The sequence below is a fragment of the Cyanobium sp. T1B-Tous genome (assembly GCF_024345475.1).
Taxonomy (GTDB): domain Bacteria; phylum Cyanobacteriota; class Cyanobacteriia; order PCC-6307; family Cyanobiaceae; genus Cyanobium_A.
On record NZ_JAGQBE010000008.1, the window covers coordinates 19,267 to 36,325 of the forward strand.

Sequence of the window (17,059 nt, forward strand, 5' to 3'; positions counted from 1 at the left end):
CTCCCCGTTCTGAGGACCTCCCCCCATGAGTCTCACCCTGCGCGTTCTGGCCCCTGATCAGAGCGTTTTTGATGGAACCGCCGAAGAGGTGATCCTGCCCAGCACCACCGGTCAGGTGGGCATCCTCCCCGGCCACGTCACCATGCTGGCCGCCCTTGACACCGGCGTGATGCGGCTGCGCTCCGGCGGAGCCTGGTCCACGATCGCCCTGATGGGTGGCTTTGCCGAAGTGGAAGCCGACGAAGTCACCGTGTTGGTGAACGGCGCTGAGCTGGGCACCAGCATCGATGCCAACGCCGCTGAAGCCGCCTTTGAGGCCGCCCAAAGTGCAGCTGCCGCCTTTGAAGGCCAAGCCACCAGCGCCGACAAAGTCAAGGCCCTGCAAGCTCTGGCGACAGCCCGAGCCCGCTTCCAAGCCACCAAGGCTGGCTGAAGCCAAGCCGCCACCAAGTCTCAAGCGCCCGACAAGGGCGCTTTTTTGTGGGTTGGCTCGATCAACAACACCCCACACAGTGGGGCAGGACCACAAAAAAAGCGCCCCACTCGGGGGCGCAAAGGGAAGTGTGGACAGACCCACCAATCAGGCGGTCCCGCAGAAGGTGACATCGGGGAACTTGAGTTTGGCCTCATCGAGGCTCTTGCCCTTGCCCTCTTCCTGCCAGTAGTTGATCACCTCGGTGGCCTTGTTGAGCACCTCAACACGCTCGTTGTCGGTGATCCAGCTCTTGCCTTCGAGCTCGGTCTTGAGGGTTTCCCAGGCATCTTCACGGGGCCAGAAGAAGTAGGCCGTCAGGGGGCTAGGGCCGCCGCCCACGATTTGATCCACCGCCAGAGCCACGTTGTCGGGCAGCCAGAGGATCTTCAGCAGGAAGCGGCCCTCGTCGGCCTTGGGGGTATAGCCGGAGGGAACCCCATCTTCGTCGATGGTGGCCGTGGCCAGGGCTGCACTGCCCCCACGCATCACCGGACGCCCCTGGGTGGTGGTGTCTTCAGCAGCCGCGGCCACCTCGGGCACGTCGGTCACAACAGCGCCTGGAGCGCTCTCGGTGGCGGGCATGGGGTCGGCGCTCAAGGCAACACGTCAAACAACTAACCTACCAGCCGCCCTGCCGGCCCCCGGCCTGTTCTCCGGCCATGGCCCTGCGCCTGTTCCTCGATTCGGCCGACCCCCTGGCCTGGCAGCAGTGGTTGCCCAGCGGGCTCTTCCACGGGGTCACCACCAACCCCACCCTGCTGCGCCGGGCGGCCCAGCCCTGCAGCCTGGAGCGGCTGGCCCAGATCGCCCCCCTGGCCCTGGCCCACGGCATCCAGGAACTGCATCTGCAGGCCTGGGGCACCACCGCCGCCGACATGCTCCAGTGCGGCCTGGCCCTGGCGGCCCTGGCCCCTGGTCACATCGCGGTCAAGCTGCCCGTGACCCAGCAAGGCGCGGCGGTGGCCCGCGATCTCGGTCGCGCCGGCATCCCCATCACCTTCACCGCCTGCTACGAGCCCCACCAGGTGCTGATCGCCGCGGCCCTCGGGGCGGCCTACATCGCCCCCTACCTGGGTCGGATCAACGACCAGGGGCGCGACGGGACCGCCGCGGTGATCGCCATGCACCGAAGCCTGTCGGGTCTGGGCTCCAGCGTCCGGCTGCTGGTGGCCAGCCTGCGCCAGCCCGGCGAGCTCACCCGCCTGGCCGCCGAAGGCCTCAACACCTTCACGATCAGTCCCGAGCTGGCCACGGCCCTGGTTCGCTGTGACGCCACCGAGGCCGCCAGCGCCCAGTTTGAACGCGACGCCCAATCCTGATCCCGCTTTACCCCCAACACCCCTGCCGAGACCGATGTCCACCCGCCCCCAGGCCGTTGTGCTGTTCGACATCGACGGCGTGATCCGCGACGTGAGCGGCAGCTACCGCCGGGCGATCGTCGAGACGGTGCACCACTTCCACGGCGAGCGGCCCGATCCCGCCGCCATCGACGCGCTCAAGAGTGAAGGCGGCTGGAACAACGACTGGGAGGCCTCGCTGGAACTGCTGCGGCGGGCGGGCCACACGCCCCTGCCGGCCTTTGAGGCTTTGGTGGCTGTGTTTGAGACCTTCTATTTCGGGGGGGATCCCAACGGCGATCCCAGCCGCTGGCAGGGGTTCATCGGCGACGAGCCGCTGCTGGTGCAGCCGCCCTTCTTTGCCGCCCTGAGCGCGGCCAACCTGGTCTTCGGCTTCGTGAGTGGCGCCGAGCCCCCCTCCTGCCGCTACGTGCTGGAAAGCCGGCTGGGGCTGAAGGATCCGCCCCTGATCGCCATGGGGGATGCGCCCGACAAGCCCGATCCCACCGGCCTGCTGCAGCTGGCCAGCCATCTGGCCGGCGGGGCCCTGGGGGCCAGCGCACCGCCCGTGGCCTACCTGGGCGACACGGTGGCCGATGTGCTCACCGTGCAGCGGGCCCGCGCCCAGTGTCCCGACCAACGCTTCCTCAGCCTGGCGGTGGCGCCGCCCCACCTGCACGGACACCCTGAGGCCCGCGCCAGCTATGAGGCCAAGCTGCTGGAGGCCGGCGCCGATGCGGTGATCCCAGCCACCGGCACCCTGCACCAGCACCTGGAGCTGCTGCTGTCCTGAAGCCTTAGCGCTCGAGCGCCGCCGGAGCCTTGAGGGCGGAGGCGGTGAGGTTCTCGTGGCCGTGGTCGGTCACCGCCACATCGTCTTCGATGCGGATGCCGATCCCCTTCCAGCACTCCCCAATCTCCGGCTGGCCCTCGGGCACCGGCAGCCGATCGCTCACATAGAGGCCCGGCTCCACCGTGAGCACCATGCCGGGCTCCAGCTCCACATGGTGCTCGCCCAGCCGATAGGCCCCCACGTCATGCACATCGAGCCCCAGCCAGTGGCCGGTGCGATGCATGTAGAGATGGCGGTAGGCCCCCTGCTCGATCACCCCCTCCACCGAGCCCGCCAGCAGCCCCAGGTCGAGCAGGCCTGCCACCAGCACCCGCAGGGCCGTGTCATGCACCCCCTCGGCGGTGAACCCCGGCGCCACCGAGGCCACCGCCGCTTCCTGGGCCGCCAGCACCAGCTCATACAGGGCCCGCTGCTCACCGCTGAAGCGGCCATTCACCGGAAAGGTGCGGGTGATGTCGCCGTTGTAGTAATCCGACAGCGAGCAACCGGCGTCGATCAGCAGCAGGTCGCCGTCGTTCAGCGGGGAACTGTTGGCGGTGTAGTGGAGCACGCAGGCGTTGTCGCCGCCGGCCACGATCGTGCCGTAGGCCGGCCCGCGGGCGCCCTGCTCCAGGAAGTGCTGCTCGATCACCGCCTGCACCTGGCGCTCGAGGAGGCCCGGCCGCACCACCTGGCGCGCCAGTTCATGGGCCTCCGCCGAGATGCGGGCCGCCTCCCGCATCCGCTCCAGCTCCTCGGGCCCCTTGCGCAGCCGCAGCGCATGCAACAGGGGGCAGGGGGCCACCAGGCCGAGGGCGGCCGAGCCGCTGCGGGGGGCGCGGTCCAGCTGGCCGGCCCAGGCCGCCAGCACCAGCGGCTCCACCTGGGGATGCTTGCCCACCCGGAAGGCAATGCCCTCAGCCCCCTTGAGGTACTCGGGCAAACGCTGCTCCAGTTCGCTGCGGGGATGGGCCAGGTCGGCGCCAAACGCGGCCACGGCCCCTTCACACCCCCAGCGGAAGCCGTTCCACACCTCAGCGCTGGCCTCGCGGGGCTGCACGAACAGCACGAAACGTTCCCCCTCGGGCCGGTGCGGCAGGAACAGGGCCACCGCCTCCGGCTCATCGAAGCTGGTGAGATACCAGAAATCGCTGTTCTGGCGAAAGGGCCACTCGCAGTCGGCGTGGTGAACCGCCAGCGCCGCCGCCGGGATCACCGCCGCCGCCCCTCCCAGCTGCTCGAAGAAGCGCCTGCGCCGCTGGGCAAAGATCGACGGATCGTGCATGGGGAGTGGCCTGCGGGCCCTGGCTGGGCACCAGTCTGGAGCAGGCACCGGGACAGGCGTTGGCAGAGACGATTGAATAGGGGAATGGCCAGCGGTAATCCGGCGGAATGAACGACCTGCTCGCTCTGGCGCTGCTGGTGGTGGTTGTGATTGCCGGATCGGCCCTGTGCTCGGGCGTGGAGGCGGCCCTGCTGACCGTCAACCCCGTACGGGTGCATGAACTCGCGGCCCGCAGCAAGCCGGTGCGAGGAGCCCGGCGGCTGGAGCAGCTGCGTCAGCGGCTGGGGCGCACCCTCTCGGTGCTGGTGATCGCCAACAACGGCTTCAACATCTTCGGCAGCCTGATGCTGGGCGGCTATGCCGCCATCGTGTTCAAACGGCACGGCATTGAAGGGGTGGCCCTGCCCCTGTTTTCCGTGGGGCTCACGGTGCTGGTGATCCTGCTGGGCGAAATCCTGCCCAAGGCCCTGGGCAGCCGTCTGGCCATGCCGGTGGCCCTGGCCAGCGCCCCCACCCTGGCGGTGATCGCCCGGCTGATGCTGCCGCTGGTGCTGCTGCTGGAGCAGCTGCTGCCGGCGATCACCGCCGAAAACGAGATCAGCACCGACGAGGAAGAGATCCGGCTGCTGGCCCGCCTGGGCTCCCAGAAGGGCCAGATCGAAGCCGACGAGGCCGCGATGATCGCCAAGGTGTTCCAGCTCAACGACCTCACCGCCCGGGATCTGATGACCCCACGGGTGGCCGCACCCACCTTGGAGGGGGCCGCGAGCCTGGAGCAGCTGCGCGGGGAATTGCTGGCCAACAATGCCGAGTGGTGGGTGGTGCTGGGGGAAGAGGTGGACGAGGTGCTGGGGGTGGCCAGCCGGGAGCGCCTGCTGACGGCCCTGCTCCAGGGCGAGGGGGGCCGCAGCGCCTCCTCCCTGAGCGAGCCCGTCGACTACGTGCCGGAAATGATCCGGGCCGACCGGCTGCTCACCGGCTTCCGCCGCAACAGCACTGGCGTGCGGGTGGTGGTGGATGAATTCGGGGGCTTTGTGGGCGTGATTGGTGCCGAGTCTGTGCTGGCCGTGCTGGCCGGCTGGTGGCGGCGGCCCCAGCCCGCGGCCGAGGGCGCCCGCCCATGAGGCCCATCCCTGGCGCCACTCCCGTGCCCGCCACCCCCGAGCGCTGCCGGCTGCTGCTGGAGCAGTGGCGCAGCCAGCTCCAACTCAGCGGCCGGGAACAGAGCCAGCTGGCCGGCCAGCACCAGGCCCTCGATCGCCAGCTGGAGCGCCTGCGCCAACGCTGCCTGCGGGTGGCCGTGTTCGGCCGGGTGGGGGTGGGCAAGTCGAGCCTGCTCAATGCCCTGCTGGGGGAGGAGGCCTTCGCCACCGACGTGGCCCACGGCTGCACCCGCCATCAAGAGGCCCGAACCTGGCACCAGCCCATTGAGGGGCTCCAGCGGGTGGAGCTGGTGGACACCCCCGGCATCGACGAGATCGCCGCTGCGGCCCGGGCCCGGCTGGCGGCCCGGGTGGCCCTGGGCTCCGACCTGGTGCTGCTGGTGCTCGACGGCGACCTCACCAGCGTTGAGCACGACGCCCTGGCGCCCCTGCTGGCCAGCGGCAAGCCCCTGCTGCTGGTGCTGAACCGCTGTGACTGCTGGAGCGAGGCCGAACAGGCCGCCCTGGTGGCCAGCATCCAGCGGCGCCTGCCCGCCGCGGCCCGTCACCTGGAGCTGATCCCGGTCGCCGCCGCACCGCGCCAGCCCGAGCTGCTGGCCGATGGCCGGGTGCGCAGCGTCGTCCAGGCGCCCCGGGTGGCCCCCCTACAGCGGGCCCTGGTGTCCCTGCTGGAACAGCACGGCGAGCTGCTGCTGGCCCTCAATGCCCTGGGCGCCGCCGACCGCTTCCACCAGGCCCTGCAGCGCTGGCGGCTGGGGGTCAGCCGCCGGGCCGCCCAATCCCTGATTGGCCGCTTCGCCGCCCTCAAGGCCACGGGTGTGGCCGCCAACCCGCTGGTGCTGCTGGATCTGGCGGGCGGCCTGGCCTGCGATACGGCCCTGGTGCTGCAGCTCTGCCAGCTCTATGGCCTGCCAATGCACGGCGCCGGTGCTCGCCAGCTGCTGCGGCGCCTGTCGGGCCACAACGCCCTGCTGGGTGGGGCCCAGCTCGGCATCCAGCTGGGCCTGGGGGCCCTGCGCCAGCTGCTGATGGTGGCCGCACCGTTCACCGGAGGGCTCAGCCTCGCCCCGGCGGCGCCGGTGGCCCTGGCCCAGGCCGCCCTGGCCGTGCACACCACCCGGCTGACGGGCCGGCTGGCCGCCGCCGAACTACTGCGGGGCGCCCAGAGTGGGGGCCGCCCCGGCGCCCTGCTGCGCCGCCTGGCCCACAGCGATCCCCAGGTGCGCCTGTGGCTGGGAGAGCGCCCGCATCCTCCCGCCAACCTGCAGGCCCTGCTGCCATGAGCGGCGGGGGCATGCAAGCCGGAGAGGGGGCGGTCGCCCTGTTCGGCACCAGCGCCGACCCGCCCACCCGGGGGCACCAGGCCCTGCTGGAGGGGTTGCTGCAGCTCTATCCCACGGTGGCCACCTGGGCCAGCGACAACCCCCTCAAACAGCACGGGGCGCCGCTGGAGCAGCGGGCGGCCCTGCTCGGCCAGCTGGTGGCCGCCATCGGCAATCCCCGGCTCCGCCACCGGCAGGAGCTGAGCAGTCCCTGGGCGATCACCACCCTGGAGCGGGCGGCGGCGGTCTGGCCCGGCCGCGACCTGGTGTTTGTGGTGGGCAGCGACCTGGCCCCCCAGATGACCGGCTGGAAGCAAGCCCAAGCGGTGCTGGAGCGCTGCGTGCTGGCCATTGCCCCCCGGGCCGGCTTCCCGCTCCAACCCAGCAGCCTGGAAGCCCTCGAGACCCTTGGCGGGCGGGTGGTCACCCTCAACCTGGAGGTGCCCGCCACCGCCAGCTCGGCGGTGCGCGAAAACCCAGACCCCAGCCAGATCCCCGCCGCCCTGGTGCCACTCCTGCTGGAGCACAATCTCTACGGGCTGACCCGCTCGAGCCCCACCTGCCGCCTCGAAAGCCCCTGATGCGCCTCGCCCTGGCCCAACTCAATCCGTTGGTGGGCGACCTGACGGGCAACGGCGAGCGGATCCTGATGGCCTGCCGCCAGGCCGCCGCCGAGGGGGCTGATCTGGTGCTCACCCCCGAGCTCTCCCTCTGGGGCTATCCGCCGCGCGACCTGCTGCTGCGGCCGAGCCTGCTCGCCCAGCAGGCCACCGCGCTGCAGCGGCTGGCCGAGGCCCTGGCCCTGGAGTGGCCCGATCTGGCCGTGCTGGTGGGGGTGGCCGAGCCGATTGGGGCCACCGACAGACCGAATCTGTTCAACGCCATCGCCCTGATTGGGGCGGGCCAGTGGCGCATCGTCGCCCGCAAACGGCTGCTGCCCACCTACGACGTCTTCGACGAGCAGCGCTACTTCCGGGCTGGGGAGCAGGCCTCGGTGCTGGACCTGGAGCACCAGGGGCGCACCTGGCGCCTGGGTCTCACCATCTGCGAAGACCTCTGGGTGGAGGAGGAGCTGCAGGGCCACCGCCTGGCCGGTGCCGATCCCGTCGCCGAACTGCTTCCGCGCCACGTCGACCTGCTGCTCAACCTCTCGGCCTCCCCCTTTGGCCAGGCCAAGGCGGCCCTGCGCCATCGCCTCGCCGCCCGGGCCGCCCAACGGTTGCAATGCCCGGTGGTGTACGTGAACCAGGTGGGCGGCAACGATGAGCTCGTCTTCGACGGGGCCAGCTTTGTGGTGGCGGCCAGCGGCACGGTGGTGAGCCAATTGGCCTGTTGCCGTGAGCAGGTGGCGGTCTGGGACACCCCTGGACCCGACCCGGCCCCCAGCCCCCCAGCGGCGGATCTACCCGAGGCCAGCGAACAACTGTTTCGGGCCCTGGTGCTGGGCGTGCGTGACTACGCCCGCAAGTGCCGCTTCGCCCAGGCCCTGCTGGGGCTGAGCGGGGGGATCGATTCGGCCCTGGTGGCGGTGATCGCCACGGCGGCGCTGGGGCCTGAACACGTGCAGGGGCTGCTGATGCCCTCGCCCTGGAGCTCGGCCGGATCCCTCGGGGATGCCACAGCCCTGGCCCAGCGGCTGGGGATGGGCACCCACACGCTGCCGATCGCTGCACTGATGGCGGGCTTTGATGCCGCCCTCCACCCCGCACTGGCGGGGCCTCCCGCTGGGCTCACCGCCGAAAACCTGCAGTCGCGCATCCGCGGCACCCTGCTGATGGCCGTGGCCAACCAGCAGGGCCAGCTGCTGCTCTCCACCGGCAATAAATCGGAGCTGGCCGTGGGTTACTGCACCCTCTACGGCGACATGAACGGGGGCCTGGCGGTGATCGGCGACCTCTACAAAACCACGGTGTTTGCCCTCTGCGCCTGGCTCGACAGCCCCGCGGCCGCACCCTGCCGCGCCGAACTGGGCCTCCCCGCCCAGGGCGAGCTGGTGGGCCGCGCCATCCGCGAGAAACCCCCCAGTGCGGAGCTGCGTCCCGACCAGCGCGACAGCGACTCCCTGCCGGATTACGCGCTGCTGGACCCCATCCTCCAGGCCCTGATCGAAGACCTGCGCAGCCCCGAGGAGCTCGCCAGCCAGGGCCTGGCCGATGGCACGGGCGTGGATCTCGCCGACGCCGAGCGCATCCTGCAGCTGTTGCGCCGGGCCGAATTCAAACGGCGCCAGGCGGCCCCCTTGCTGAAGGTGAGCCGCCGCGCCTTCGGCAGCGGCTGGCGCATGCCCATCGCCGCAGCGTGACGAACGAGCTGCGGCGCTGCCTGGGGCCAGTGGCGGTGACGGCCCAGGCCGTCGGCACCGTGGGGCTCACCCTCACCGCCGTGTTCAACATCCCGGAGGCCATGCGCAGCGCCGGGCCAGCCACCTGGATCAGCTACGCCCTGGCCCTGGTGGTGGTGGTGCTGGTGGGCGAAACCCTGGTGCTGTTCCGCCAGCTGCCGGGCAGCCCCAGCGGCATCGCCGGCTACGTGGCCGCGGGGCTCGGTGTCCGCATCGGCGCCGCAGCCAGCTGGGCCCTGCTGCTGGGCTACGGCGCCACGCTGCTTGGCTGCCTGGTGTTCTTTGGCTTCTTCTTGGAGCAGCTGCTCCTGCACCTCGGCTGGCAGGCGCCACGCCTGCTGGCCTACCTCCTCGGCGGGCTGGGCTGCCTGGAGCTGGCCCGCCGCGACGTGCAGCTCTCCACCCGCACCATGCTGCTCACCGAGACGATCTCGGCCCTGATCATCCTCAGCCTCACCCTGGTGATCGCGCACCAGGGCTGGGGAGCAGCGGATCTGCGGGCCATCAACCCCCTCGCTGACACGGCGGGCCAGGTGCGCTCCGGCCTGATGGTGGCCGTGCTGAGCTTCATCGGCTTTGAGAGCGCGGCCAACCTGGGCCGCGAGGCGCTGCAACCGGAGCGGGCTATCCCACGCAGCATCCGCACCGCCGTGCTGATCGCCGGGGTGCTGTTTGTGATCTGGGGGGCCTTTCTGCCGGAGGGGCTGGGCTGGTTGCCGGCCTCCGCGCGTCAGGGTCTGGATCCCCTCAGTGCCCTGGCGGAGCAGCTGGGGATTCCGGGGGCGGGGTTATGGATCAAGGTGGGGGCGCTGCTGTGTCTGTTCGGCACCTGCCTGGGGTCGCTCACCGCCCTGGCTCGGCTGGGCTACGGCTTGGCGGAGCAGCGCCTGCTGCCCCAGGCCCTCGCCCGCGTGCATCCCCGCAGCGGTGCACCCGCCAACGCCCTGCTGAGCATCGGCCTGCCACTGGTGGCCGGGGGTGCCCTGGTCGTGCAGCACAACCTGAGCATCAGCCAGATCTTCGGCCTGTTCGGCGGCTTTTCGGTGTTGTGTTTCCTGCTGGTGTACGGGCTGGTGGCCTGCTCCAGCCTCCAGGTGGCCCTGCCGGGCAACTCCCGTCGCCGCCGCTGGCTGGTGGGCGGCACATGCCTGCTGGCTGTCGCGGCCATCGCCGTGGCCTACCTCACCAGCGTGGTGGGTCAGCAGAACGGCATGCTCCTCACCGTTGCCGGGCTGCTGCTGCTCGGTGCGCTGCGGGCCTGGTGGGTGTTGCCAGCGGGCCGGGCCTAGGGGCGTTGCTGGCGCGTGCCGGCCGCCGCGGCCAATCTGGAGGGACGTCTCCGCAGCGCATCCATGGCAGCCTCCAGCCCAGGCCTGGGCCTCAAGGCACCGATGGCCAGCATCGGCGTGCCGGCGGAAATCAAGCGCGACGAGCAGCGGGTGGCCCTCACCCCCGATGCGGTGCGTGACCTGGCGGGCCAGGGCATGGAGGTGCGGATTGAAGCCGGCGCGGGCCTGGGGGCGGGATTCGCGGACGCAGCGTTTGCCGCCGCCGGCGCCCGCCTGGTGAGCGCTGAGGAGGCCTGGGCCGCCCACCTGGTGGTGAAGGTGAAGGAGCCGCAGCCGCAGGAATTCGGCTATCTGCGGCCCGACCTGGTGCTGTTCACCTACCTGCATCTGGCGGCCTATCCGGAGGTGGGCCGGGCCCTGCTGGAGGCGGGCACCACGGCGGTGGCCTACGAAACGGTGCAGCTCGAAGACGGCAGCCTGCCCCTGCTGGCGCCGATGAGCGAAATCGCCGGCCGCCTGGCCGCCCAGGTGGGGGCGCACCTGCTGGAACAACCCCATGGCGGCCGCGGGATCCTGATGGGTGGTTGCACCGGAGTGCGTCCGGCCCGGGTGGTGGTGCTGGGGGCGGGCAGTGTGGGCTGGAATGCGGCCCGGATCGCCGCCGCCATGGACGCCGAGGTGTTGCTGCTCGACCGCTCGCCCCAGAAACTGCGCAGCCTGGAAGCCCACCGCAGCGGGCGCCTGGTGAGCCTGGTGAGCAACCGCAGCCTGATCGAACGCCTGGTGCCGGAAGCCGACCTGCTAATCGGTGCGGTGCTCACCGCCGGGGGCCGGGCCCCCACCCTGGTGAGCGAAGCGCTGGTGGGGCAGATGCAACCGGGGTCGGTGATCGTGGATGTGGCGATCGACCAGGGAGGCTGCATCGCCACCAGCCGCGAAACCACCCACACCGATCCGGTGCACACCCTGCACGGCGTGCAGCACTACGCCGTGGGCAACATGCCCGGCGCCGTGCCCTTCACCTCCACCGAAGCCCTGGTGAGCGTCACCCTCCCCTACATCCTGGTGATGGCCGGACGGGGCCTGGTGGAGGCCGTCACCGACCGGCCCGAGCTGCTCTCGGGCCTCAACACGGTGGACGGGGCCGTGTGCCATCCCGGCGTGGCCCAGGCCCTGGGCGTGGCTCCCCGCCATCCCATGGCCTGCCTGCGCTGACGCCCGGCTTGCGCTGATGAAACATGGGTCAGGCCAGTTCCAGCGCCTCCAGGTAGAGCCAGCCGCCGTCGAGGCTGTTGCCCGTCCGCCCGAACAGCGAACACTCCCGCATCACAGCCCGCTGGCCGGCAGCGACGTAGTGGGCCTCAAAGGTCACCGTGCCGCTGAGATCGTCCCCGCCGCCGGCCGTAACCGTGATGATCTGTAGCCGCTGCCAGTGGAGCTGACCCAGGCTGCCCAGCAGCTCCCGACGCCGGCGCGCCAGGGGCACCGGGGAGGGCTGGGTCTGCAGCAGGTACTCCACTTCCCCCAAGGCATAGGCGCTGTAGCGCGAGCGCATCAGCTGCTCGGCCGTGACCGCCTGGCGTTCGCCGCGGTGCAGCGGCGCGCAGCAGCTGACGTAGAGAAAGCCACCACAGGGGCAGGGGTTCTGCATGGATTCAGGCTGACCCAGCCAGCGGGCGGGTCAGGGCCGCCGGATCGATCCCCTCGCGCAGGGCCAGCACCAGCCCGGCGGCTTCGGCGTAGGAGCTGGCCGGGATCGCCGCCAGCCCCAGCGCCACGGCGGTCACCTCCAGCAGGCAGGGATTGGCGACGCTGATCAGGGGGATGCCCCGCTCGGCACAGGCCAGCACCGCCGCTCCGCCCAGGGCACCAGCGGGGGCCACCACCGCGCCCAGCTGCGCGGCGTGCAGCAGCGGAGCCGTTCCGCGCGTTGCTGAGTCCACCAGGGGCACCAGATCCGGCGCCCGGCTCAGTCCCACCAGCACGCAGGGCAGAAAGGTGTGACCCAGCTCTTCGGCCGCGGCACGGGGATCTAGCGCGGGATCGAGAGGCAGGGGCAGCAGCGCTGGGGCATGGGCACAGGGAATCCCCAGATGGCGCACCAACAGGTGGCTGATCACCGCTTCGGCGCCCGCCAGGGCATCGACGCCCGATCCAGCCCGGTAGGCCGCTAGGGCTTCGCTTTCGGGATCCTCAGGGAAGCGGGCCACCACGGCGATGGCCGTCGCACCGGCCGCCACCAGCTGCTCGCCGGCGCGCAGCAGGACATCGGGGCGTTCGATCGTGCCCCAGCTGCTGCCGCTGCTGCCAAGCTGCAGACTCACTCCCAGGGGCAGCTCGCTGCTCATCACCGGCCCGATCGGCAGGCCGAGGCTGGCCCGGCAGGCGTCGATCACCTGGCGGTGGCGTAGGACCAGCTCCGGCTCGATGCCGGAATCGAGCAGCACGCCCACCCGCTGCGATGCTCGCGGCGCCAGGGCCAGCTCGCCGGCTGCGAAGCGATCCAGGGCCCAGCCCTCCACGTAGTGGATGCGCCGATCGCTCCAGTAGAGGGAGGCCGCATTCATCACATTGGGATGGGTGATCAGGCAGCCGCTGGCCGCCGCCAGCAGCCGCGCCGCCGGCAGGCCATCGCCGGCATAGCCGCCCTGCTGGCAGCCGATGCCGGTGGGGATCACCAGCAGCGTGGGCAGGGGCGGGGTGTCGCTCATCGCTGCGGGCTGGGATCAGGGAGCAGGAGAGCGCTCCACTGGGCACTGTCAGAAGCACTTCCGAGGAGCGAGCCCCGTGTGGATCCCCAGCAGGGGGGTAAGAGGCCAGTGCATCTCATCGCCAGCAGGCCCCGGCGCCGCTGATCCCCACCCCTTCCAGCTGTAGGCCCCGGTTGGGATCAACGGCGGTAATCGCCCAGCGCAAGGGTTCGACCCCAGGCCAGCCGAGGCCCGCCAGGTGGGCGGTGATGGCGGCGCTCATGGCGGCGACAGCGGGGGGGCGGGGGGCCTGGTCAGCCGTGGCGGTGGACAGGGGAAGCCAGAACCCGAAGGGCACCAGAACGGGTGCCTGGAGCTGCAACGGGTCACCCGGCCCATCGGGCCAGGCGGCCCCTTCGATCAGCCCCGCCTCAACAGTCATCCCCGGCTCACTTCTGGTACTGACCGAACTGGGCTTCGTAGAGGGCGTCTTCCTGGCCCGCCTTCAGCTTGAGGTCGGCAAGGGGGAAGGACACACACAGCAGGGCAAATCCCTGCTGCTGCAGCTCCGCCTTGACGCCCATGGCGTCGGGCTGGTGCACGCTGCCCTCGCTGATCAGCGCGGCGCAGGTGGTACACACCCCGGAGCAGCAGGAACTCGGCAGGGGCACGCCCGCCGCCTCGGCCGCCGCCAGCACGGTCTGGTCGCTGCGGCAGGGGAAGGTTTGCTGGGCGCCTTCGAATTCGGCGGTGATCGTGAAGGTCTGGGGATCGGTCACGGGAGGGGCCGGATCGGAACAGCGGTGCACCATCTTCCCAGCCCGCCTCCTCCCGCCCTGCGGGGGCGCCTCAGCATTCCTGCCATTGGCTGGGATGGGGCGCGAGGTATTCCGGCGGGGGAGCACCAGCCTCAGCCGGGGGGGCCGTCAGGAGGAAATCGAGGCTGAGGGAACAGCGCAGATCATCGGGATCCCCATTGGGCAGCACCGCATGATCGAGGCAGCTGGGGAAGAGCAGCAGCAGCCCGGCCCTGGGGGCCACATCGACCCAGGGAAGCGTCCAGGCGGAGGGGCCCAGCGGACCACCGTGCCCCACGGCCATCCCCGGCACCAGCTCATTGGCCTGCCGCTGGGGCCAGAGGCGCAGACAGCCGCTGCGGCCGCTGCCATCGCCGTTGAGGTAGTAGATGGCACTGAGGTGGGCGTTGGGATGGTGATGGCGCCCCACCACCTGCCCCTCCTCACTGAGCACCGGCCAGCAGCGCTGAATGTGCAGGGCCACCTGGGAGCGATCAAAGCCGAGTTGCGCGAGATAGGCCTCCGCCTGGTCCACGAGGTTGGCGATCAAGGGGGCAAAGACCGGGTGCCGATGCAGCTGCCAGACGCCGTTGAGATCGCCGGTCCAGGCGCAACCAGGATCGGGATTGGAGCCGGCCTCGCCCCGCAGGCCATGCAGAGCCTGGATCTGCAACGCCGTGTCGAGGGGATCGGGCTGCAGCTGCACCCGGCCAAGGGCCACCGGGAACAGGGGCTCGAGCATCAGGCCCATGCCGGCAGGCAACGGCGACAGCATCGGCTCCTCCAAAGCACAGAGATTCCCCTCCAGCATCCCAGGCTGCAAAAGAATCGTGGACCCAGAACCCGCCCGTGCAGCCAGCAAAAAACCCCGGATGTCCCCAGCAGTGGTGCACGTTGGGCGTGCAACACCACCGAGGAGATCCGGGGATGGCGAGGCGGGGAATCAGAAGATCCCCGAGGGCTGGGCTGGCTCAGCTCATCGCGGCCGCACCGCCCACCACTTCCAGGATTTCCTGGGTGATGGCGGCTTGGCGGGCCTTGTTGTAATCGAGGGTGAGGGTCTTGGCGAGCGCCTTGGCGTTGTCGCTGGCGTTGTTCATGGCCGTCATCCGGCTGGCCAGCTCGGACGCCGCCGCCTCCTGGAGGGAGCGCAGCAACTGGTTTTCCAGATACAGGGGCAGCAGGGCATTGAGCAGCTGGTCCGGGCTCTGGTCAAACACGATGTCGGAGGGCAGCTTGGGCTGCGCGTTGGTGGCCGTACCCACCTCAACGCCCAGCTGACCATCCCGGGTGGTGAGACGGAAGATCTCGTCCTCGGGGATGGCGATGCCCTGGGGATCCAGGGGAAGCAGGGTCTGAATGACCGGCTTGGAGCTCACCAGGTTGATGAACTTGGTGAAGATGATTTCCACCCGATCCGTGGAACCGGAGAGGAATTCAGCCAACACCTCATTGGCAATCCCCATGGCCTCACTGGCCTTGGGCACCTGCTCGAGGCCCGTGAAGGTGGCCCGGATGGTGTAGAGGCTGGCCCGGTTTTGGAAGTAGGTGATCGCCTTGCGGCCAATCAGCACCAGATCCACCTTGTAGCCCTGGCCCTTGAGCTCGGCGACGCGCTGTTCGGTCCGCTTGATGATGTTGGCGTTGTAGCCGCCGCAGAGACCGCGGTCACCGGTCACCGAGAGCAGGGTGATGGTGGAGACGTCGCGCTGCTCCAGCAGGGGAGCATCGGCGTCTTCAAAGCGCATGCGCGACTGGAGGTTTTCCAGCACGCGGGCCAGGCGGTCGGCGAAGGGCCGACTGCGCAGCACCTGCTCCTGGGCGCGCCGCACCTTGGCGGCGGCCACCAGGCGCATGGCCTCGGTGATCTTGCGGGTGTTCTTGACCGAACTGATCCGGTCGCGGATGTCCTTAAGGTTTGCCATCGGTAATGCCCCTCCTCAAACGGAGGCGAGCATGGTCGACTTCACCTCGTTGATCGCATCCTTGAGCATGGCTTCAGCTTCGTCGCTGAGCTGCTTCTCGGTCTGCACCTTGGAGATGTAGTCGGCCTTATTGGTCTTGAGGTACTCGCGGAGCTCGCGGCAGAACTGCACCACCGAGTCCACCGGCACCTCGTCGATCATGCCCTTGACGCCGGCGTACACCACGGCCACCTGCTCGGCCAGGATCAGGGGGCTGAACTGGGGCTGCTTGAGGATCTCGCGCAGCCGCTTACCGCGGCCCAGCTGTTGCTGGGTGGCGGCGTCGAGGTCGGAGGCGAACTGGGAGAAGGCGGCCAGTTCGTCGAACTGGGCCAGCTCCAGCTTCAGGGTGCCGGCGATCTTCTTGATGGCCTTGGTCTGGGCGGCACCACCCACCCGGCTCACCGAAATGCCCACGTTGATGGCGGGACGCAGACCCGAGTTGAACAGGTCGGAGCTGAGGAACACCTGGCCGTCGGTGATCGAAATCACGTTGGTGGGGATGTAGGCCGACACGTCACCAGCTTGGGTTTCGATGATCGGCAGGGCGGTCATGGAGCCCTTACCCATGGCGTCGCTCAGCTTGGCGGCGCGCTCGAGCAGACGGCTGTGGCAATAGAACACGTCGCCGGGGTAGGCCTCACGGCCGGGGGGACGGCGCAGCAGCAGCGACATCTGGCGGTAGGCCTGGGCCTGCTTGGTGAGGTCGTCGTAGATCACCAGGGTGGCCTTGCCCTTGTACATGAACGACTCAGCCAGGGCTGCGCCGGTGTAGGGGGCCAGGTACTGGAGGGCGGCTGACTCGGAGGCACTGGCGGCCACCACGATCGTGTAGTCGAGGGCGCCCTTCTCGCGCAGCACCTCCACCACGTTGGCCACGGAAGCGGCCTTCTGACCCACAGCCACGTAGACGCAGACAACGTCTTCGCCCTTCTGGTTGATGATCGTGTCGATCGCAATGGCGGTCTTGCCGGTCTGGCGGTCGCCAATGATCAGTTCGCGCTGGCCTCGGCCGATGGGGATCATCGCGTCGATCGCAGTGATGCCCGTCTGCATGGGCTCGTGCACCGACTTGCGCTGGATGATGCCAGGCGCCATCGATTCGATCAGGCGCGTCTCGGTGGTGGCGATGTCACCCTTGCCATCGATGGGCTGACCGAGGGAATTGACCACCCGGCCGAGCATGGCGTCGCCCACGGGCACAGCGGCGATCTTGCCGGTGGCCTTCACGGTGCTGCCCTCCTGGATGCCGCGGCCTTCGCCCATCAGCACCACACCGACGTTGTCGTCCTCGAGGTTGAGGGCGATGCCTTCGGTGCCGTCTTCGAACTGGACCAGCTCGCCGGCCATCACCTGCTGCAGTCCGTACACACGGGCGATGCCATCGCCGATCTGCAGCACGGTTCCGACGTTGCTGACCGAAACCGACTTGTCGTAGTCCTCAATCTGCTGCTTGAGGATGGCGCTGATCTCGTCGGGGCGGATGGAAACCATGGGAGGAAGTCCCCACAGGGGGAGCTGATGGAAGGGAAGGCGTTGAAGCGGAGGGGGGGACCGGAGGGCC

The 17,059-nt window shown here is 69.9% G+C and carries 18 protein-coding genes; 9 read left to right on the top strand and 9 right to left on the bottom strand.

Translation table 11 applies throughout. From position 1 onward, the window contains the following. The first annotated feature begins 25 nt into the window (after positions 1-25). Positions 26-433 carry an ATP synthase F1 subunit epsilon gene (gene atpC / locus KBY71_RS03280; protein ID WP_254927559.1) on the top strand — a complete coding sequence of 136 codons (408 nt, stop codon included), beginning with the start codon at positions 26-28 and terminating at the stop codon, positions 431-433. 147 nt (positions 434-580) lie between these two features. Here atpC and KBY71_RS03285 read toward each other — a convergent pair whose 3' ends face one another. Then, on the bottom strand, positions 581-1,057 hold the full coding sequence (locus KBY71_RS03285; RefSeq protein WP_396095064.1) for a 30S ribosomal protein PSRP-3: 477 nt from the start codon (positions 1,055-1,057) through the stop codon (positions 581-583). A gap of 77 nt (positions 1,058-1,134) precedes the next feature. On the opposite strand from KBY71_RS03285, the gene KBY71_RS03290 reads away from it, so the two are divergent. Continuing rightward, the gene (locus tag KBY71_RS03290; protein WP_254927560.1) at positions 1,135-1,794 is read left to right on the top strand and encodes a transaldolase family protein; all 660 of its coding nucleotides are present in this window, start codon (positions 1,135-1,137) and stop codon (positions 1,792-1,794) included. Between the two features lie 34 nt (positions 1,795-1,828). Beyond that, positions 1,829-2,605 carry a TIGR01548 family HAD-type hydrolase gene (locus KBY71_RS03295; protein WP_254927561.1) on the top strand — a complete coding sequence of 259 codons (777 nt, stop codon included), beginning with the start codon at positions 1,829-1,831 and terminating at the stop codon, positions 2,603-2,605. A gap of 4 nt (positions 2,606-2,609) precedes the next feature. Here KBY71_RS03295 and KBY71_RS03300 read toward each other — a convergent pair whose 3' ends face one another. After that, positions 2,610-3,929: an aminopeptidase P N-terminal domain-containing protein gene (locus KBY71_RS03300; RefSeq protein WP_254927562.1), complete on the bottom strand. Its 1,320-nt coding sequence runs from the start codon at positions 3,927-3,929 to the stop codon at positions 2,610-2,612. A 107-nt stretch (positions 3,930-4,036) separates the two neighbouring features. Between KBY71_RS03300 and KBY71_RS03305 the strand changes: the two genes are divergently transcribed. The 6 genes from KBY71_RS03305 (at position 4,037) to ald (ending at position 11,259) form a co-directional block, all read left to right on the top strand. Next, positions 4,037-5,053 carry a CNNM domain-containing protein gene (locus KBY71_RS03305; RefSeq protein ID WP_254927563.1) on the top strand — a complete coding sequence of 339 codons (1,017 nt, stop codon included), beginning with the start codon at positions 4,037-4,039 and terminating at the stop codon, positions 5,051-5,053. Beyond that, positions 5,050-6,375 (top strand): GTP-binding protein, encoded by a 1,326-nt coding sequence (locus tag KBY71_RS03310; protein WP_254927564.1) that lies wholly within the window; start codon positions 5,050-5,052, stop codon positions 6,373-6,375. Before KBY71_RS03305 ends, KBY71_RS03310 begins: the two co-directional genes overlap by 4 nt. Before the next feature lie 11 nt (positions 6,376-6,386). Continuing rightward, entirely contained in the window at positions 6,387-6,995 is a 609-nt protein-coding gene (locus KBY71_RS03315; RefSeq protein WP_254927565.1) for a nicotinate-nucleotide adenylyltransferase, read from the top strand. Further along, a complete protein-coding gene (locus KBY71_RS03320; RefSeq protein ID WP_254927566.1) occupies positions 6,995-8,716 on the top strand; it encodes an NAD+ synthase in 1,722 nt (573 codons plus the stop codon). The genes KBY71_RS03315 and KBY71_RS03320 overlap by 1 nt, the downstream gene beginning before the upstream one ends. Continuing rightward, a complete protein-coding gene (locus KBY71_RS03325; protein WP_254927567.1) occupies positions 8,713-10,044 on the top strand; it encodes an APC family permease in 1,332 nt (443 codons plus the stop codon). Before KBY71_RS03320 ends, KBY71_RS03325 begins: the two co-directional genes overlap by 4 nt. Before the next feature lie 63 nt (positions 10,045-10,107). Next, the gene (gene ald / locus KBY71_RS03330) at positions 10,108-11,259 is read left to right on the top strand and encodes an alanine dehydrogenase (RefSeq protein ID WP_254927568.1); all 1,152 of its coding nucleotides are present in this window, start codon (positions 10,108-10,110) and stop codon (positions 11,257-11,259) included. Between the two features lie 28 nt (positions 11,260-11,287). Here the strand turns inward: ald and KBY71_RS03335 are convergent, their stop codons facing one another. The 7 genes from KBY71_RS03335 to atpA all read right to left on the bottom strand — a co-directional run bounded on the left by KBY71_RS03335 (position 11,288) and on the right by atpA (position 16,989). Further along, positions 11,288-11,695, bottom strand: coding sequence for a YchJ family protein (locus KBY71_RS03335; protein ID WP_254927569.1), 408 nt, complete (start codon positions 11,693-11,695; stop codon positions 11,288-11,290). Positions 11,696-11,699: 4 nt separating this feature from the next. Continuing rightward, a complete protein-coding gene (locus tag KBY71_RS03340) occupies positions 11,700-12,755 on the bottom strand; it encodes a DUF3326 domain-containing protein (RefSeq protein ID WP_254927570.1) in 1,056 nt (351 codons plus the stop codon). A gap of 115 nt (positions 12,756-12,870) precedes the next feature. Beyond that, on the bottom strand, positions 12,871-13,176 hold the full coding sequence (locus tag KBY71_RS03345) for a hypothetical protein (RefSeq protein ID WP_254927571.1): 306 nt from the start codon (positions 13,174-13,176) through the stop codon (positions 12,871-12,873). A gap of 7 nt (positions 13,177-13,183) precedes the next feature. Continuing rightward, positions 13,184-13,546: a 2Fe-2S iron-sulfur cluster-binding protein gene (locus KBY71_RS03350; RefSeq protein WP_254927572.1), complete on the bottom strand. Its 363-nt coding sequence runs from the start codon at positions 13,544-13,546 to the stop codon at positions 13,184-13,186. Positions 13,547-13,583: 37 nt separating this feature from the next. Then, positions 13,584-14,306 (bottom strand): TIGR02466 family protein, encoded by a 723-nt coding sequence (locus tag KBY71_RS03355; RefSeq protein WP_254927573.1) that lies wholly within the window; start codon positions 14,304-14,306, stop codon positions 13,584-13,586. Between the two features lie 196 nt (positions 14,307-14,502). Next, positions 14,503-15,456: a F0F1 ATP synthase subunit gamma gene (locus tag KBY71_RS03360; RefSeq protein WP_254927574.1), complete on the bottom strand. Its 954-nt coding sequence runs from the start codon at positions 15,454-15,456 to the stop codon at positions 14,503-14,505. A 15-nt stretch (positions 15,457-15,471) separates the two neighbouring features. Continuing rightward, entirely contained in the window at positions 15,472-16,989 is a 1,518-nt protein-coding gene (gene atpA, locus KBY71_RS03365; RefSeq protein WP_254927575.1) for a F0F1 ATP synthase subunit alpha, read from the bottom strand. Positions 16,990-17,059 lie beyond the last annotated feature (70 nt).

What these genes read in the sequence shown, in the direction of transcription:
- atpC (WP_254927559.1), top strand. Translation starts at nt 26, where the DNA reads ATGAGTCTCACCCTGCGCGTTCTGGCCCCTGATCAGAGCGTTTTTGAT.
- KBY71_RS03285 (WP_396095064.1), bottom strand. Translation starts at nt 1,057, where the DNA reads ATGCCCGCCACCGAGAGCGCTCCAGGCGCTGTTGTGACCGACGTGCCC.
- KBY71_RS03290 (WP_254927560.1), top strand. Translation starts at nt 1,135, where the DNA reads ATGGCCCTGCGCCTGTTCCTCGATTCGGCCGACCCCCTGGCCTGGCAG.
- KBY71_RS03295 (WP_254927561.1), top strand. Translation starts at nt 1,829, where the DNA reads ATGTCCACCCGCCCCCAGGCCGTTGTGCTGTTCGACATCGACGGCGTG.
- KBY71_RS03300 (WP_254927562.1), bottom strand. Translation starts at nt 3,929, where the DNA reads ATGCACGATCCGTCGATCTTTGCCCAGCGGCGCAGGCGCTTCTTCGAG.
- KBY71_RS03305 (WP_254927563.1), top strand. Translation starts at nt 4,037, where the DNA reads ATGAACGACCTGCTCGCTCTGGCGCTGCTGGTGGTGGTTGTGATTGCC.
- KBY71_RS03310 (WP_254927564.1), top strand. Translation starts at nt 5,050, where the DNA reads ATGAGGCCCATCCCTGGCGCCACTCCCGTGCCCGCCACCCCCGAGCGC.
- KBY71_RS03315 (WP_254927565.1), top strand. Translation starts at nt 6,387, where the DNA reads ATGCAAGCCGGAGAGGGGGCGGTCGCCCTGTTCGGCACCAGCGCCGAC.
- KBY71_RS03320 (WP_254927566.1), top strand. Translation starts at nt 6,995, where the DNA reads ATGCGCCTCGCCCTGGCCCAACTCAATCCGTTGGTGGGCGACCTGACG.
- ald (WP_254927568.1), top strand. Translation starts at nt 10,108, where the DNA reads ATGGCAGCCTCCAGCCCAGGCCTGGGCCTCAAGGCACCGATGGCCAGC.
- KBY71_RS03335 (WP_254927569.1), bottom strand. Translation starts at nt 11,695, where the DNA reads ATGCAGAACCCCTGCCCCTGTGGTGGCTTTCTCTACGTCAGCTGCTGC.
- KBY71_RS03340 (WP_254927570.1), bottom strand. Translation starts at nt 12,755, where the DNA reads ATGAGCGACACCCCGCCCCTGCCCACGCTGCTGGTGATCCCCACCGGC.
- KBY71_RS03345 (WP_254927571.1), bottom strand. Translation starts at nt 13,176, where the DNA reads ATGACTGTTGAGGCGGGGCTGATCGAAGGGGCCGCCTGGCCCGATGGG.
- KBY71_RS03350 (WP_254927572.1), bottom strand. Translation starts at nt 13,546, where the DNA reads ATGGTGCACCGCTGTTCCGATCCGGCCCCTCCCGTGACCGATCCCCAG.
- KBY71_RS03355 (WP_254927573.1), bottom strand. Translation starts at nt 14,306, where the DNA reads ATGCTGTCGCCGTTGCCTGCCGGCATGGGCCTGATGCTCGAGCCCCTG.
- KBY71_RS03360 (WP_254927574.1), bottom strand. Translation starts at nt 15,456, where the DNA reads ATGGCAAACCTTAAGGACATCCGCGACCGGATCAGTTCGGTCAAGAAC.
- atpA (WP_254927575.1), bottom strand. Translation starts at nt 16,989, where the DNA reads ATGGTTTCCATCCGCCCCGACGAGATCAGCGCCATCCTCAAGCAGCAG.